Raw genomic sequence first — 15,388 nt, 5'->3', positions numbered from 1 at the left:
CGCCTGGGCGCTGGGCAGCCGGGCGCTGGCGTACGAGCAGCTGGGCCGCACCTCGGACGCGCTGGCCGACCTGGACCGGGCGCTGGAGATCGACCCGAGGTACGCGTGGGCGCGCGAGCAGCGGAACCGGCTGGGCGGAGGGGCCGGCTGAGCAACGGGGCCGACCGGGCGGCGGGGCCGGCTGAACGGTCGGCCGACCGGGGCGTGGTCCGGCCCGCACGCCCCGGTCCGCCGTGCACCCGGTCCGCGGGGCCCGGCTCGTACGTCCCGGTGTCCCGACTCGTACGTTCCCGCGTCCCGGCCCGTGCGTCCCGGTGTCCCGATTCGTACGTCCCCGCCCGTGTCCACCGGTCAAAAACGACCTGCGGGACGTCCGTCCACATACCCACGCGTACCCGTTTCCGGTCCCCCGACCCACCGTTCCCGTTCGATTACAGTGCTGCGAAGTCGCGTCGGGCCGACGGGGAAGAGGGGCGCGGTGACCACAGGAACCACGGCTGTCTGGGGCCGGGCCGAGCAGCAGGACTTCCGCAGCCGGGTGCGCGGCGCGCTGCTGTGCGGGGCCGTCGGCGACGCGCTCGGGGCCGGGGTCGGTGACCTCACGCTGGAGGAGATCCGGGCGGCCCACGGCGCCGAGGCCGTCACCGACCTCGTGCCCGTGCACGGCGCGCGCGGCACCGTCACCGCCATCACCCAGCTCACCCTGTTCACCGTCGACGGCCTCATCCGGGCCCAGGTCCGCCGCGACATCGGGGCCTGGCACCCGCCCACCGACGTGCACCGCGCCCATCTGCGCTGGCTGGCCACGCAGCACGACTGGGGGCCCGACGAACGCCGCACGGAGGACGGCTGGCTCGCCCGGCAGGAGTGGCTGTACGCCCGCCGGAGCCCCGCCCGGGAATGCCTCACCGGCTTCGGCGACGCCACCATGGGCACGCTCGACCGGCCCAGGAACCCCACCGCCCGGGACTCGGCGGCCCTCACCCGGTCCGCGCCGTTCGGGCTGCTCGTCGGCTGGGAGCCCGAACTCGTCCTCCAACTCGCCGTCGAGTGCGCCGCCCAGACCCACGGCCACCCCGTCGCCCTGCTCTCCGCAGGGGCCTTCGCCGTCATGGTGCACGCGCTGACCCGGGGCGAGACCCTGGACGGCGCCGTCCAGCACGCGCTGGCCCTGCTCGCCGGGAAGCCCGGCCACGAACCGGTCTCCGAGGCGCTGAAGCAGGCCCTCGGCACCGTGCGCCAGGGCATTCCGGGCCCGGCCCTGATCGAGTCGCTGGGCGACACGGACTCGGCCGAGGAGGTGCTCGCCGTCGCCGTGTACTGCGCGCTGGTCAGCGAGGACGTACGGCACGGGCTGCGGCTGGCGGTCAACCACGGCGGGCCGTCCGCCGCCACCGGGGCCCTGTGCGGGGCGCTGCTCGGCGCGCTGCACGGCGAGACCGCGCTGCCGCCCGCCTGGCTCGTCGAACTGGAGGGCCGGGCCACCCTGCTGGAGCTCGCCGACGACTTCGCCATGGAGATGACCCAGGGACCGGCCCTGCACGGCCCCTCCGCCGCCGCCCCCGGCTGGCTGGCCCGCTACCCGCGCGGCTGAAGCCGGTACGGGCGGCGGGGACGGGGCGGAGACCGGGGTGCGGACGTGGATGCCGCCGCGTCCGCACCCCTCCACACGTATCCGCCCCGGCCCGTCCGGCCGGAGCTATCGCATCACTTCACCGGCGTTGACCAGCAGGGACTGCCCGGTGATCGCCCGCGCCCGGTCCGACGCCAGGAACACGGCGGCCTCCGCCACGTCGCCGTCCGTGGCCGGTTCGGGCAGTGCCATGCGCTCGGTGAGCCCGCTCAGCACCTCGGCCTCGCTCGTTCCCTCGGCGCGTGCCGTGGACCGTACGTACGCCTGCACCGGCGGGCCCCACATCCAGCCCGGCAGCACCGTGTTGACCCGGATGCGGTGCGGGCCGAACTCCCGCGCCATGGAGTACATCGCCGAGGTGAGCGCCCCCTTCGACGCCGCGTACGCCGCCTGCCGCACCCGGGACGGCGCGGCCACCGAGGACTGTGTACCGATGATCACCACCGAGCCGCCCCGCTCCTTGAGGCCGGGCAGGCAGGCGCGGGTCATCCGCAGCGTGCCGAGCAGATTGACGTCGAGCACCGACCGCCAGGTGTCGAGGTCGGCGTCCTCGACCCCGCCGAAATGGCTGTCCAGGGCGGCGACGTGGACCACCGCGTCGAGCCGCCCGAACCGTTCCAGCGCCAGCGCGGCGAGCGCCCCGCACCGCGCCTCGTCCGTGATGTCGGTGGCCAGATGGGCGGTGTGCCGGCCCCCGGGGTCGATCCGCGCGGCCGACCCGGCGAGATGCGCGGCGGTGCGCGCCCCGAGCACCGCGTCCCCGCCCTCCCGCACGACCGCCGCGGCGACCCGGTGCCCGAGCCCCGGCCCCACGCCGGACACGACGACGGTCTTCCCCGCGAGCGACATCGGCGGCCTCCTGACGGCGACGGTTCCGCACCCTGGCAGTTTTTCTGACGGTGCGTCAGAGTAGGGCGCCGTTGCCGAGTACGGAAGGGGAACGGCATGAGCGACGAGACGCGGAGCGCCGCCTACGGCGAACTGGCCGCGCTGGGGCCGTACGGGGTCCGCCCCGGCCACGCGCTGATCACCCTGGTCGAACCGCACCCGGGCCACGAGTACGCGTACAACCGCTGGTACGAGGACGACCACTACTACGCGGGCGCGATGGCGATGCCCTGGATGTTCGCCGGGCGCCGCTGGGTGGCCACCCGTGAACTGCGGGAACTGCGCTACCCGGAGCGGTCCGCGGTCGCGGAGCCGGTCGGGGCCGGCTGCTACCTGTCCACGTACTGGGTGACGGAGGGGCGCTACGACGACCACATGAGGTGGACCGTCGGCATCAACAAGCGGCTCGACCGGGACGGCCGCGTCCACCGGGACCGCACTCATGTGTTCACCTCGTTCCAGCACCACGAGGCGACGGTCTACCGGGACGGGGCCGAGGGGCCCCGGGACTTCCACGCCCTGGACCACCCCTACCGGGGGCTGGTCCTCGAAGTGATCGACGCCGAAGGCCCGGAGCGGCGGGCCGAGTTGCTCGAATGGCTGCGCTCGCGGCATCTGCCGGAGCGGCTGGAGGGCTCCCCGGCGGCGATGGTGACCGTCTTCCGCCCGACGCCGCTGCCCGGCGACCGGATGGCCTATGTGCGGCAGGTGGAGGGCGTCGACACCCGGCTGACCCTGCTGTGGTTCCTCCAGGAGGAGCCGGGGGATTGCTGGGCCGGGCACTTCGCCGGACTCGACGCGGCGGTCGCGGAATCCGGCCTGGGGCGGGTGGAGCTGGTGGCGCCGTTCATCCCGACGGTGCCGGGTACCGATCTGTACGTCGACCGGCTGCGCTGAGCGACACGCACCGCGGGACGGGCGCCGAGCCCCCTCGGCCAGGACGGCGGACCAGTCGAGAGGGCTGACGACGGCACCGGAAAGGCGCCGCGGTGCGAACGCGCGAATTCATCGGTCAGGCGTCGACGGCGCCCTTGCCGACATCACGCACGAATGCGTTCCACGCGGCGGGGACGAACGTGATCGAAGGGCCTTCGGGGGCCTTCGAGTCGCGTACGTCAATTGCCTGCACGAGAGGGGACTTGACTTCGACGCAGGCGCCGTTGCCCCCGGAATACGAGGACTTCGTCCACTTGTCCGTAGCACCCTGACGAATGGCCATGTTCACTCCGGTTCAAAGAGTCGCGTGAATGACACCGACGGCGTTCCGCCGGTGTTCCGTTTGGCGTGATCGACGCTACTCGTCAAGCCACTTGGGCGAAGGGGGCGTTCACTCGACCGGGTGGTATGTGTTCTGCATATCTTCCGCAGCGGGTGAGGGGCGGTGTATTATCCCGCCGCCCCTCCCGTAACATCACTTCATTTCCCGCATTGCGGACTTCATGGGGCGTTCGGGCTGTCCGGAATTCATGCGCTGGAGGGTCGGACGCGTTTCTCCCCCGCACGGCTTGTTCGCGCTGTTCGGCAGTGCGGATCGGGCGTATTTCCCGGTCACGCGCCGGGGAGCTCGACGTATTCCTTCGCGATTTCGGCGATGAAGTGCCGGGTCTGCTCCACATTCAACGCCTGTGCGCGCAGGTGCTCGTACATGACGCTGTACCGCTGGACGTCGTTCGCCTTCTCCAGGTAGAGGTCGCTGGTGACGCCCTCGATGTAGACGACGCTGGAGTCCGCGGCGTCCGGGAATTCCAGAATGGCGTACTGCCCGTTGATGCCGGGGTGCGCCCCCATCTCGAACGGCAGCACCTGCACGGTCACGTGCGGCAGCCGGGACAGTTCGACCAGTTGCTCCAACTGCTCGATCATCACCTGCTTGCTGCCGACCAGCCGGCGCAGCGCGGACTCGTCGATCACCGCCCACAGCCGCAGCGGGTGTTCCAGGTCGGTGATCCGGTCCTGGCGGCGGGCCCGGACGCTGACGCGCTTGTCGATGTCGCTCGGCGGGGCCTCCGGCAGCGCGCCGTTGATCAGCGCCTCGGCGTAGCTCCGGGTCTGCAACAGGCCCGGGACCACCTGGGGTTCGTACACCCGCAGCGACTCCGCGTCGGTCTCCAGGCCGATGTAGACGCTGTACGGGATGTCGCCGAAGGCGTGCCACCAGCCCTGCTGGCGGGAGTCCTTGGCCATCTGCATGAGCGAGTCGACGATGCGGTGGTCCGCGACCTCGTACACCCCGCAGAGATCACGGACGTCGCGCTGGCTGATGGAGCGGCGGCCGTTCTCCAGGCGGCTGATCTTCGACTGCGATACCAGCAGTCGCTCCGCCACCTCCTCGGCCGTCATGCCCTTGAGCTCGCGCAGTCGGCGCAATTCCTGGCCCAATCGGCGTCGCCTGACGGTGGGATTGACGTTGGACGGCACGGAAACGGCACCTCCGGCTATGTAGCTGTGCGTATCTACTGCTGAGCAGATTGCCACCACTTGCCCCGGCCGCGCTGGGAAATGGACACACGCACGCGCGCGGGGCAGCCGATGTCTCGGCTGCCCCGCGCTTGGTGCGGCTCCCGAACCGGGTCTTGGGGACGACGGTGCGGCGGTATTCGATTGGTGCCGTTGGTGCGGCGACGCCGTGGTGCGGTGGTGCGGTGGTGCGGTGGCGTCATGTGCTGCGGTGGTGCGGTGTGCTGCGGTGCGGGCGCGTCGGCGCGGTCCTAGTGGGCCGCGGTGTGCGCCATGCTGCCGCGGCGGGACTGCGACTGCACTTGCGGTTGCAACGGGACTCCGGCCGCCTGGTTGCGGCGCGGCTGTGCGACCGCCCCGTTCTGGACGTCCATCACGGCGTGCGCCACGAGGCCGCCCATCGGGTCGTGCCTGATCAGGTCCCGGAGCCGGGAGCGCGATGAACGCCCCTCGTTCCCGGGGTACAGGTGCTTGCCGAGTCCGACCGCGTGGGCCAGCGCGGCGAGCGCCGCGGTCCGCGGGTCCGGCGGTACACCGGTGCGGATCGCACTGTCCAGCCTGGCTCTGATGTCCCGGCTGATTGCCGTGTCCGTCGCCTGGTAGCGAGTCGTCGGCAGCACTCCGCACATCTGGCCCGCCACGGCATGCACCATGCCGCACCGCTCCAGATGAGCGAGGTAGATCTGACGCAGCCCCAGTCGGGGCCCGCCGATCCAGTGGACCGCCCGAACCGGGCTGCCGCGTCGGCGCAGCAGTTCCAGTGCGGAGTCCAGAGTCGGATCTCCTGTCGGCCGTGGCATCACCACGGCGATACGATCCCCGTCAGGGGCTATCCGTCCTGCCAGAGCCAGCTCCACTAGCTGAGCCCCGGCGAGGCCGAGGTCGAGCGACTGCGGCTGCGCTGTGGTACCCGTGGTCGGGTCCAGAGCGAGCAGCAGAAGCTCCTCCGGAATTGTTCTGCGGCTCCTGCCCATCCATGCCTCCCCGCGTGGATGAATGACAGGGTGACCCCTCTCACATTGGTCTGTCGAGAGTGCCTGGGTGCTTTGTATGGGAACCAGTAGGTATGTCGTTCTCGTCTTGCAGCCGGGCCGGTGGTTCACACAGGACACTGGTAGATGGTTTCGGACAGCGCGGGGGTGTCCCCCGTGCCGCATGTAGGAGGCATCGGTGGCGGGCGAGTCCCCCGACAAGTCGGAGCAGCAGAAGTCGTCGGGAACGGCTCGGAGCGAAAGCGATCCGCGGCTTGCCGTCTTCCGTGAACCGTCCGCGAAGGACGCGACCGCGGAAGGAACGGACACGGCGACGACCGTGTTCCGTGCGGGAGCGCTCGCCGGGGCCGATGGTGACGACGAGGGTGAGGGCACCGGCGGTTCCGACGGTGCCAACGGCGCCGATGGGTCTGACGGCGTCAAGGCGGACACGGCCACGGCCGTCTTCCGTACGCGGCCGGTCGAGGACGTCGAGGACGCAGAGGACGACAGGAGCAGCGAGGACGGCGAGGACGGCGAGGGCTCGGAGGAGCCCGCGGCGACCGGTGCCGAGGCCGACACCGAGGAGCCCGAGGGCTCTGAGGGCCCTGGGAGCGCTGCGGCCGCCGATGAGGCGGAGAAGGATGCCGGAAAGGGTGCCGGAGGCCGGGAGGGGGCCTCTGGAGGCGTGGACGCGGGCGTGACCGGGGCTGCGGGCGGAGACGGAGAGGCCGACGCGGCCGGTTCCGACGCCGACGCGGTGGACGGGCCTGCGGGGGACGGGTCCGCGGAGGCCGGTGCGGCGGAGAAGGCGGCGGAAACCGTCGCGGAGGCCGCCGAGGAGCCGGAGACCCCGCGTGAGGAGTCCGGGCCGAAGGACGGCGACGAGGAGGCGGCGGCGAAGGGCGACCCCCCGGAGTCTGCCGCGTCCGAGGTCAAGGCTGAGGCCAAGGCCGATTCGGACGCGTCGGAGGCGGACGCAGACGCGCCGGAGGCGGACGCGGACGCCGATGGGGACGCGGACGACGCGGACACGGACGCGGCGAAGGCCGACACGTCCGAGTCCGCCGCCGAGTCCGCCGACGCCGACGCCGACGCGAAGACCGAGAAGGACGGGAAGGGCGAGAAGGCCGCAGGTGCTGCTGCCGCCGCCGAGCCCGACGCGGCCGCCGACGCCGACGCCGGATCGGACAAGGACGCCGAGGAGGCCGACAAGGCCGCCGAGGACGCCAGGAGTGCCAAGAGCGCCGAGCCCGACAAGGGCGACGACGGTGCCGACGGCGACGACAAGGACGACAAGAGCGGGATCGACCAGCCGACGGCCATCTTCAGGGCGCCCGCCGCGGCCCGGGTCGACCAGCCGACGACCGCGCTGAAGGTCATCTCGCCCGACTCGAAGCAGACGTCGGGGCCCGCTTCGGAGCCCGAGTCCTCCGCCGAGCGGACCAGCAAGTTCGTGCCCCTGCGCGGGGACGACGTACGACCCGCGCCGGCGGCGCCGCGCGGTTCGGGGGCGCCCGTTCCGGCCGCGACGCCCGCCGCGGCGCCGCCCGCCTCGCTGAGCACGGCCGAGCGGACCACGCAGCAGCCGATGCCGCCGAAGCCGCCGCTCGACCTGCTGGCCGAGCTGACGAACACGCCTCCGCCGCCGGAGACGCCGGTCCGCACCGCCGTCCGCAGGGTCAAGATCTGGACCCCGCTGGTGCTGCTCCTGCTGATCGTCTTTGCGATCGTGCAGATGGTGCGCCCGCTCCCGGACCCCGAGATCCAGATGTCGGCGAAGGACACGTACACCTTCAAGGGCGACAAGCCGTCCCTGCCGTGGCCCAACGAGGGCCAGGGCTATATGGCGGCGACCGGGCTGGGCCCGGTGGGCTCGTTCGGCGAGCAGAAGGCCGTGCCGATCGGCAGTGTGGCCAAGGCGATGACCGCGTACATCGTGCTCAAGGACCACCCGCTGAAGAAGGGCGAGAAGGGCCCCAAGATCAAGGTCGACGCCAAGGGTGAGTCGGACGGCAGGCTGGACGCGGAGGGCGAGTCGACGCTCAACACCGTGAAGGAGGGCGACACGCTCACCGAGTACGAGGCGCTTGCCGCGATCATGATCCCCTCCGCCAACAACATCGCGCGACTGCTGGCGCGCTGGGACGCGGGTTCCGAGGAGGCGTTCGTCAAGAAGATGAACGAGACCGCCAAGGAACTCGGCATGAAGAACACCACCTACACCGACCCGTCCGGGCTCAACGCGACCACGGTCAGCTCGGCCGAGGACCAGGTGAAGCTCGGCGAGAAGCTGGTGGAGATCCCGGCGCTGATGGACATCACGAAGCTGCCGTCGTGGACCGACCCGTCGGGCAAGAACTGGCGCAACTACAACACCCTCGTGCCCTACAACGGTGCGCTCGGCATCAAGACCGGCTCCACCAGCAAGGCGGGCGGGAACCTGCTCTTCGCCGCCCACAAGATGGTCGGCGACACCGACCAGCTGATCGTCGGCGCAGTGCTGGGCCAGCACCAGCCGCCCATCATCGACACGGTCAACGCGGTCAGCAAGGAAGTGATGACGGCGACGCAGGACCTGCTGGAGAACGCCAAGGTTGTGAAGAAGGGCGACGTCGTCGGCACCGTCTCGGACGGGATGGGCGGCAGCGTCCCGGTCGTCGCGACCAAGGACGTGTCCGCCGTCGGCTGGGCCGGACTCACCGTCCGGATAGAGCTGACCGACGACGGCAGGACGATCCCGCACGCGGCGACGGCCGGTACCCACGTCGGCACGCTCACCGTGGGCGAAGGGAGCAGCCAGGTCAAGGTGGCCGTCGCACTGCAGGACGACCTCGTGGAACCGTCGTTCGGGGCCAAGCTGACCCGGATCGGCTGACCCGGACCGGCCGCTCCTGAGGGTCCGATCCGAAACGGCTGTGCCCCGCGACGCCTTCGCGTCGCGGGGCACAGCCGTTCTCCCGGCCGCCGCAGCCCGGCACGGGCCCGCGCACGGCCGACAAGGAGTCCCGGGAGGCTCGCACCCCGTTTCGGCCCTGCCCATTTCGCAGGGCTCCTCCGGGCTTCGGCTTCGCCGCCGCAGGCGCTCGCCGCCATCACCCACAGCTGCCGGGCCCCGGGACACACTGCCCCGCCCCACCCCGACCGGAGGTCGTCCCAGTGTTACCCGCACGGGTGTTCGCCGTTGCCCCGCTGGCTCTGGTGATTCTCGCCCTGTCCGGCTGCTCTTCCCTCTGGGGCTGCACCGACACGACGGCGGAGCGCGGTGAGGCCGGTGTCAGGGTGCAGGTCGTGGACACGGACGGGCAGCCTCTCGGCGTCACCGCCGCAGTCGTCGACTGGAGCCTTGAGCCCCACCTGCAGGTGCCCTCCGAAGGCGACCGGGTCCACTTCCGCTTCCGCTTCGACGGCGCCGAAGAATATTCCGACCCCGCGGTGGACGCCTGCGCGGTCGACAAGGAGCGTGTGGCGTTGGGGTGTCGGACGGTTCATTCGTCCGGGGCGTGGTCCGAACCGGACGGCGCCCTCACGGGCGACGAATGGCTCGTCGTCGAGCACCCCGAGCAGGTTGCCGGAGTGCTGTTGATCCCCAATGACCGGTCCTACGACCCACGAACCTGCGAGACGGACATCAAGGACGGTGGCGGGACGCATCCTCCGGAACCGGCCGGCACGGGGGACCAGCTGTAGGAAGGCCGAGGCGGTCGAGCACGAAGTGCACGACCGGCCGCCGGGAGCAGTCGACGCCGCGGCTCACCCCGCCCGCGCCCGGCGACGGCCGCATCCACGAGTTCCGGCGTGAACACCTTGGTCAAGATCCCTGGGCTTCGCAGCCCCCGGGACCGACCGCCCCGGGACTCACCGCCCCAGGGCTCACGCCCCCCGACGGGCACCGGTCACGGGCACTCCGGGGTCACGCCGTCCGACGGGCCGCCGTACGCGGAGCCGAGCCGGACCTCGCCCGCCTTCTTCACGGTCAGCCGGGTGAACTCGCCGTCCTCGGCCAGGCAGCCGCTGTCCGCCCACAGCCACGGCGAGTACGCCACCCGCACGGTCACCGAGCCGGGCTTCGGCATGTTCACCACGAGGCTGGCGCCGTCGGAGTCCACCACCGAGCCGGGCCGGCTCACCAGCGGGGTCGCGTCCTTCACCCGGTAGATCTTCCAGTTGTCGTCCTCCCACACGCGTTCCAGGTAGTCGGGCTCGCTCGACACCAGCTCGTGCTCCAGCTCCGCGGGGCCGTCCGGCCGGCCGTTGACGACCACGACGAAGCCCACGGCCCACTGGGAGAGCCAGGCGCGGTAGGAGGAGGGGGAGAAGGTGCCCGCGGGCACGCTGGTCCCGCCGTGTCCCTCGTAGAACAGCCGCCCGCGCTCGACGTCGGCCTGCCGGTTCCAGCCGCGGGCCATGTTCACGTAGGGGGCGAGGACGGCCGCCTCCCGGTGGTCGCGGGCCGGGACCACCTCGACCCGGGTGCGTTCGCTGCCCAGCTTGCGGAGCTCGGTGACGACGCCCTCGGTCTTGACGGCGTAGTCGGGCACCTTCGTGTTGGTGACGATGTCGGCGATCGTCTTGCCGGACAGCCAGAGCAGGGAGAGGACCAGGGCGACGGCGCAGCCCACCCGTTGGCGCCGGGGCGTGAACCAGGTGAACGACAGCCGGTCCGGGGGCGCGTCCGCCTCGCCCCGCTCGCGGCCGTTGACCAGGACGGCGAGCAGCGTCACGGGGGCCGCCAGCTCGGTGAGCCGCTCGACGTTTGTCCCGATCGGTGAGGCGATCAGGTAGCAGAGCACCACGCCGAGCGCGTACACCGCCGCCCCGAACCGCACCACCCGCCAGTCGCGCGGCGCCGTCAGCACGATCACCGCGCACAGGATCACCGGCGGCCAGATCCGGTTGAACGCCATGGGCTGCTCGCCCTCGAACGGGAACAGCAGGGTGGTCAGCGCGACGACGACGACCGGCGGCACGACGAGCGAGGCGGCCTTCCCCCACTCGCGGCACAGCAGGTGGGCCGCGCCGACCACGAGGAGGAACAGCCCGGAGACGGGGCTCCCCATGGTGGAGAGCGCCGCGCAGACGACCGCGACCACGAGGCGCCGTCCGCTGACGACCGCGAGCACGGCACCCAGCGCGAAGGCCGTGCCCAGCATGAACGTCGACCGCCCCGACACCACCTGGCACCACAGCGAGAACGCCACCACGAGCGAGGGCCACAGGGGTTTGCGCAGCCCGCTGCGCTCGACGAGCGTGGCGGCCAGCCAGGACGACGAGAGCCCGGACAGCAGGGTCACGGGCACCACACCGAGAACCGCCATCACATAGGGCGAGATCACGCTGTAGTTCACGGTGTGCAGTCCGCCGTACCAGAAGAGGTTGTAGGCGGAGCCGGGGTACATCTTCGCGAACTCGGCCCAGGCCTCCTGGGCCGCGAGGTCGCCGCCGCCGGTCGCGAGGGCCGCCCACCAGACGCCGTAGAGCGGCAGGACGCAGAGGGTGACCAGGAGCGGCATGGGAAGCCGCCCGAGCCGCCCCCGGCGCGCGTTCGCGGGGTCGTGTGCGCGTCGCGGGAAGGGGCGACGTGGGGACAGCTCGGCAGAGGTCACTGCGGCGTTCCGTTCCGGTCAGGTGGACGAGTTCTGTGGGGTAGACGCTAACGGCTGGGTTCCGGTGGCCGGCAGGGACTGTGAAGTCCGCGACGGCCCCCGCCCGGCCGCGGCCCCTCCGGGAGCCGTCCGGGAGTCGTCCGGGAGTCGTCCGGGAGCCGTTCCCGCCGGGCCACGACGGTTCGGCGGAGGCCGAAGCGTCCCGGGCCTAGCGTCGGGCCATGACCGGAACGAAGCACGCCCCCGACGTACCCGACACCTCCGACGAGGCCCTGAAGACGGACGTTCCCGACACGCCGGATGTCGCTGATGCCCCTGATGCGCTCGACGCACCGGATGTCCCTGATGCCTCTGATGCATTCGACGCACCGGACGCCCCCGACGAGGTCCCGGTGACGGACGGCCGCGATCCCGCGCAGGTCGTGACGGGCATGGTCGACCACGTCCTGGCCCTCGCCGCGACCTGGACCGCGTGGGACGGCCGCCCCCTCCCCGCCGGTGACAGGCTCTACACCCCGCACAAGGCGATCCGCCGCGTCGCCGACCACATGATCGACCACCTCGCGGAGATGGAGGCCCGGCTCGCCGGCGAGGAGACGCTGCCCGACCACTGGCACGCCTCGGCGATCACCACTGCGGCCGACCTCGCGCCGTTCACCGGGGCCGACCTCGACGAGGCGCGCAGCCGGCTCACCCGGCTGGCCAGGATCTGGGCGAACCGCCTGGACGTCCTGACGCCCGGCCTGCTCGACCGGTCGCCCGGAACGGGATGGACCTTCCGCCAACTCGCCTTCCACGTGGCGGAGTCGGCCTACTACGCGGACTGCGTGGGCGCGCTGCCGGCGGGCGGCACGTCCGGCCCCGCGCCCGACCGGACGACGGAGCGGTGACGTCCGCGGCGAGTGAACGGACCGGTACGGGGAGGGCACGGAAGGGCACGGGACGGCGTCCTGCACCCTTGACCGGTGAAGAAGAACACGACCGGCGGCCCGGACACCGCCGCACCGCTGGTGTCCGCGGTACGGGCCGGGGACGCCGAGGCCGTGGCGGACCTGCTGTGGGCGGGCGCCGACCCCGACGCCCGCGACGGGAACGGGACCCCCGCGCTGTGCCTGGCGATCGAGGCGTACGCCGATGACGTCGTCCGCCTGCTCGCCGAGCACGGCGCCGACCCCGTACGGACCGGGCCGGGCGGGGTGTCCCCGCTGCGCGGGGCCGTCGACTCGGGCTCGCCCGCGGTGGTCGAGGCCCTCCTGCACGACACCGCCCACTGGCGCCGCCACCGCGAGGCCGAACTGCTGGAGGCACGGGACCTCGCCGGGCACTGGTACGGGACGGGCGTCGAGGCGGAACTGCGACGCCGTACGGGCGCGCGGGGCGCCGCCACCCGTACCCGGGTCGAGGACGACGAGTTCGATGAGGCCGACGAGTACGCCCTGGGCGGGGCGACCGCGCGCGACGGGCACGCGGCGATCCTGACGCGCCTGGAGGCGGTGCTCGGGATCCGGACTCCCTTCGGGGAACTGCTGGACCGGGCGATGGCCCACCCCGACCGGCAGCACGTCGTCTGGACGGGCTCCACCCTGCTGCTGTCCCACCGCCGCGACCAGGAGACCTGGGACGCCGCGGTGGCCCTGTGCACCGACCCGGACCCGGTGCACCGACTGTTCGGCGCCGAGGTGCTGCGGCTGACCCACCTGTTCGACGACAGCGACGAGGACCGGTTCGCCGGCCCCGCGCTGGAACTCTTCCTCGACCGGTCGGCCCGGGAACGGGACGGCGCCGTGCTCGCCGAGGTGCTGACCGGCCTCGCCGAACACGCCGACCCGCGCGGTGACGCGGCCCTGCTGCCGCACGCGGCACACCCCGACCGCCGCGTGCGGCACGCCGTGGCCTTCGGCTTCGACAGATGGGCCCCGGTCTTCGCCCCCGCCGTCCGCAAGACACTGCTGGACCTGATGGCGGACCCGGACGCGGACGTACGACAGGGCGCGTGCCGCACGGTGGCCGACGGCAGGGACCGCGCACCCGAACTCGCCGATGCCATGGCCGCCCTGCTGGACGACGAGAGCCGCCCGGTCCGGGTCGCCGCCGTCCACGGCCTCGCCCGCCACGACGACGAACGCTGCGTGGAGGGAGCGCGCCGCCTCCCGCCCGCACCGCCCGGGACCCCGTACGAGTACGACCTCGACGAGGTCCGGCGCCACGAACTGCGCCGCGACGCCTCGGTTTCCCGGCCCGAGGACCCCCTCGGTCCGTAGGCTCCCCGGCATGAGGCGGGGGAGAGCACTGATCGCTGTGGTGCCCGTCCTGCCGCTGAGCGCGTGCGGCGCGAAGTACGGCCCGCTCTTCATCGGGGGGCGATGACTCCAGGCCAATGTCTCCAGGCCGATGACTCCAGGCCGGTGATCGGCCGGCGCGAGTGCCCGGGAGCTGAGCACGACGGGATGTACGAGGGCCGTGACGACGAGGATTTCGGCTGCTTCGCGGACCGAGCCCGGCTCCGGCCGCCCGGTGCCGTCCCGGCCCGAACGGCACGAACGCCCCGTCAGTTCACCAGCAGGGCGCTGTCCCAGGACGTCGCCGGGGGGTTGCCCGTGGCGTAGGTGTGGAGGGCGAGGGCGATGCCCGCGGCCCCTTCCAGGAAGCCGGGGCGGTCCAGGGCGCGTGGTGCGAGGACGTGGCGGTAGCGGAAACCGAACGGGGCCCCGGGGTCGAACCCGTCCATCACCCGGGCCGCCAGCCCGTCGGCGACGGTGCGGTACTCCGGGTCGGCGCTGTCGTGCGCCATGCGCAGCACGATCTGGAGCAGACCCGCCCAGCCGTGGCACAGCGCGGAGTCGATGACCAGCTCGTCGCTCGCCGAGGCCAGCGCGCCGCGCAGGGCGGCGTGCGCGTCGGCGCGCCAGTCCGCGCGGTCGAGGGCGGCGCCGGCCAGGTACACGGCACGTGCCGCGCCGGCGGCGCCGTAGCACCACGAGTCCCGTCCGCGCTCCGGCGGTTCCCCGCTCCCGACGTGTGCCGCCGTGACCAGGTGCGGCCAGCGCGGGCCGGCCCCGTCGGTCGTGCGCCAGCGGGACAGCAGCGCCATGATCCGCTCGATGGCCTCGTCCTGGCGGTCCACCCGGAACCCCGCCCGCCAGGCGACGGAGAGGAGCGCGAGCGGTCCGCAGACACCGTGTGCGAGACCGAAGTTGGCGTGTTCGGCGAGCCCGTGCTCCAGGCCGTCGGTGATCCACCACGCGGGCAGCCGGACGCCGTCGCGCGTGATGTCGTCCGCGGTCGCCACGGCCACCAGCGACTCCAGTACGTCGGTCAGCGCGAGCCCCGCCGCGTGCCGCGCGTCCGGTTCGGCCGCCGACTCGTACCGGGCCAGCAGGTAGCGGCCGATGCCGGTGGTGCCGCCGAGGACGTCGTAGCGGTCCCACGCGCCGATCGGCTCCCCGGCGCGCACCCGTTCCCGGTCGGCCCGTGCGCGCCCGCGGACCCGGTCGACGACGTGCCGGTCGAGGCCGGCCAGCATCGTGGCGTAGCCGCCGAACGCGGTGGCCCCGGTGTGCCCGGCGAACGCGAGCGCCACCATGCCGCCGAACAGCGACTGCGGCAGCAGCCGGATGCCGCTGTTGAGCGCCGCGGACAGATGCGCGTGCGCCCGGCCGCGCAGCTCCGGCGCCCCCGCGGCCAGTTCCGTGAACAGCAGCCCGACCCCGGGGTGGCCGTCGGAGAGCAGCAGCGGGTCCCACACCGGCTGCGGGTCGCCCGGATAACGCATCAGGTTGTCCGGCGCGCCCGCGATGCCGGCCACCCGGCCGGGCTCCGCCAGCCGGTCGGCG

13 protein-coding genes are annotated in these 15,388 nt (G+C 72.7%); 7 read left to right on the top strand and 6 right to left on the bottom strand.

Going from position 1 to position 15,388, the window contains the following annotated elements; all coding sequences use genetic code 11:
• Positions 1-10 precede the first annotated feature (10 nt).
• Together EAO76_RS16140 and EAO76_RS16135 are read left to right on the top strand one after the other, a co-directional pair.
• Complete coding sequence (locus EAO76_RS16140) at positions 11-151, top strand: tetratricopeptide repeat protein (protein WP_399462201.1); 141 nt, start codon at positions 11-13, stop codon at positions 149-151.
• Between the two features lie 327 nt (positions 152-478).
• On the top strand, positions 479-1,594 hold the full coding sequence (locus EAO76_RS16135) for an ADP-ribosylglycohydrolase family protein (RefSeq protein ID WP_148836631.1): 1,116 nt from the start codon (positions 479-481) through the stop codon (positions 1,592-1,594).
• Positions 1,595-1,699: 105 nt separating this feature from the next.
• Here EAO76_RS16135 and EAO76_RS16130 read toward each other — a convergent pair whose 3' ends face one another.
• Entirely contained in the window at positions 1,700-2,482 is a 783-nt protein-coding gene (locus EAO76_RS16130) for an SDR family oxidoreductase (protein ID WP_148836630.1), read from the bottom strand.
• A 96-nt stretch (positions 2,483-2,578) separates the two neighbouring features.
• Here EAO76_RS16130 and EAO76_RS16125 point away from each other — a divergent pair, with 96 nt between their 5' ends.
• Positions 2,579-3,418 (top strand): hypothetical protein, encoded by an 840-nt coding sequence (locus EAO76_RS16125; RefSeq protein ID WP_148836629.1) that lies wholly within the window; start codon positions 2,579-2,581, stop codon positions 3,416-3,418.
• Between the two features lie 115 nt (positions 3,419-3,533).
• Here the strand turns inward: EAO76_RS16125 and EAO76_RS16120 are convergent, their stop codons facing one another.
• From EAO76_RS16120 to EAO76_RS16110, 3 genes are all read right to left on the bottom strand, one after another.
• Positions 3,534-3,740: a DUF397 domain-containing protein gene (locus tag EAO76_RS16120; RefSeq protein WP_148836628.1), complete on the bottom strand. Its 207-nt coding sequence runs from the start codon at positions 3,738-3,740 to the stop codon at positions 3,534-3,536.
• A gap of 329 nt (positions 3,741-4,069) precedes the next feature.
• The gene (locus EAO76_RS16115) at positions 4,070-4,939 is read right to left on the bottom strand and encodes a helix-turn-helix transcriptional regulator (protein ID WP_148836627.1); all 870 of its coding nucleotides are present in this window, start codon (positions 4,937-4,939) and stop codon (positions 4,070-4,072) included.
• A gap of 290 nt (positions 4,940-5,229) precedes the next feature.
• The gene (locus tag EAO76_RS16110) at positions 5,230-5,952 is read right to left on the bottom strand and encodes a GPP34 family phosphoprotein (RefSeq protein ID WP_148836626.1); all 723 of its coding nucleotides are present in this window, start codon (positions 5,950-5,952) and stop codon (positions 5,230-5,232) included.
• A 196-nt stretch (positions 5,953-6,148) separates the two neighbouring features.
• Between EAO76_RS16110 and EAO76_RS16105 the strand changes: the two genes are divergently transcribed.
• Together EAO76_RS16105 and EAO76_RS16100 are read left to right on the top strand one after the other, a co-directional pair.
• Positions 6,149-8,827, top strand: a complete 2,679-nt coding sequence (locus EAO76_RS16105) for a D-alanyl-D-alanine carboxypeptidase (RefSeq protein WP_148836625.1) — start codon at positions 6,149-6,151, stop codon at positions 8,825-8,827.
• 281 nt (positions 8,828-9,108) lie between these two features.
• A complete protein-coding gene (locus EAO76_RS16100; RefSeq protein WP_187438647.1) occupies positions 9,109-9,639 on the top strand; it encodes a hypothetical protein in 531 nt (176 codons plus the stop codon).
• 206 nt (positions 9,640-9,845) lie between these two features.
• On the opposite strand, the gene EAO76_RS16090 is transcribed toward EAO76_RS16100, so the two are convergent.
• On the bottom strand, positions 9,846-11,462 hold the full coding sequence (locus EAO76_RS16090) for a hypothetical protein (RefSeq protein ID WP_148836623.1): 1,617 nt from the start codon (positions 11,460-11,462) through the stop codon (positions 9,846-9,848).
• Between the two features lie 314 nt (positions 11,463-11,776).
• On the opposite strand from EAO76_RS16090, the gene EAO76_RS16080 reads away from it, so the two are divergent.
• Positions 11,777-12,445, top strand: coding sequence for a hypothetical protein (locus EAO76_RS16080; protein ID WP_316248348.1), 669 nt, complete (start codon positions 11,777-11,779; stop codon positions 12,443-12,445).
• Positions 12,446-12,520: 75 nt separating this feature from the next.
• On the top strand, positions 12,521-13,816 hold the full coding sequence (locus EAO76_RS16075) for a HEAT repeat domain-containing protein (RefSeq protein ID WP_148836620.1): 1,296 nt from the start codon (positions 12,521-12,523) through the stop codon (positions 13,814-13,816).
• A gap of 287 nt (positions 13,817-14,103) precedes the next feature.
• On the opposite strand, the gene EAO76_RS16070 is transcribed toward EAO76_RS16075, so the two are convergent.
• Positions 14,104-15,360, bottom strand: coding sequence for a lanthionine synthetase C family protein (locus EAO76_RS16070; protein WP_262375510.1), 1,257 nt, complete (start codon positions 15,358-15,360; stop codon positions 14,104-14,106).
• Positions 15,361-15,388: the final 28 nt, after the last annotated feature.

This window comes from Streptomyces sp. sk2.1, assembly GCF_008120935.1.
Taxonomy (GTDB): domain Bacteria; phylum Actinomycetota; class Actinomycetes; order Streptomycetales; family Streptomycetaceae; genus Streptomyces.
Note: the sequence above shows the minus strand (reverse complement) of the source record. Positions and strands in the feature narration are given on the sequence as shown.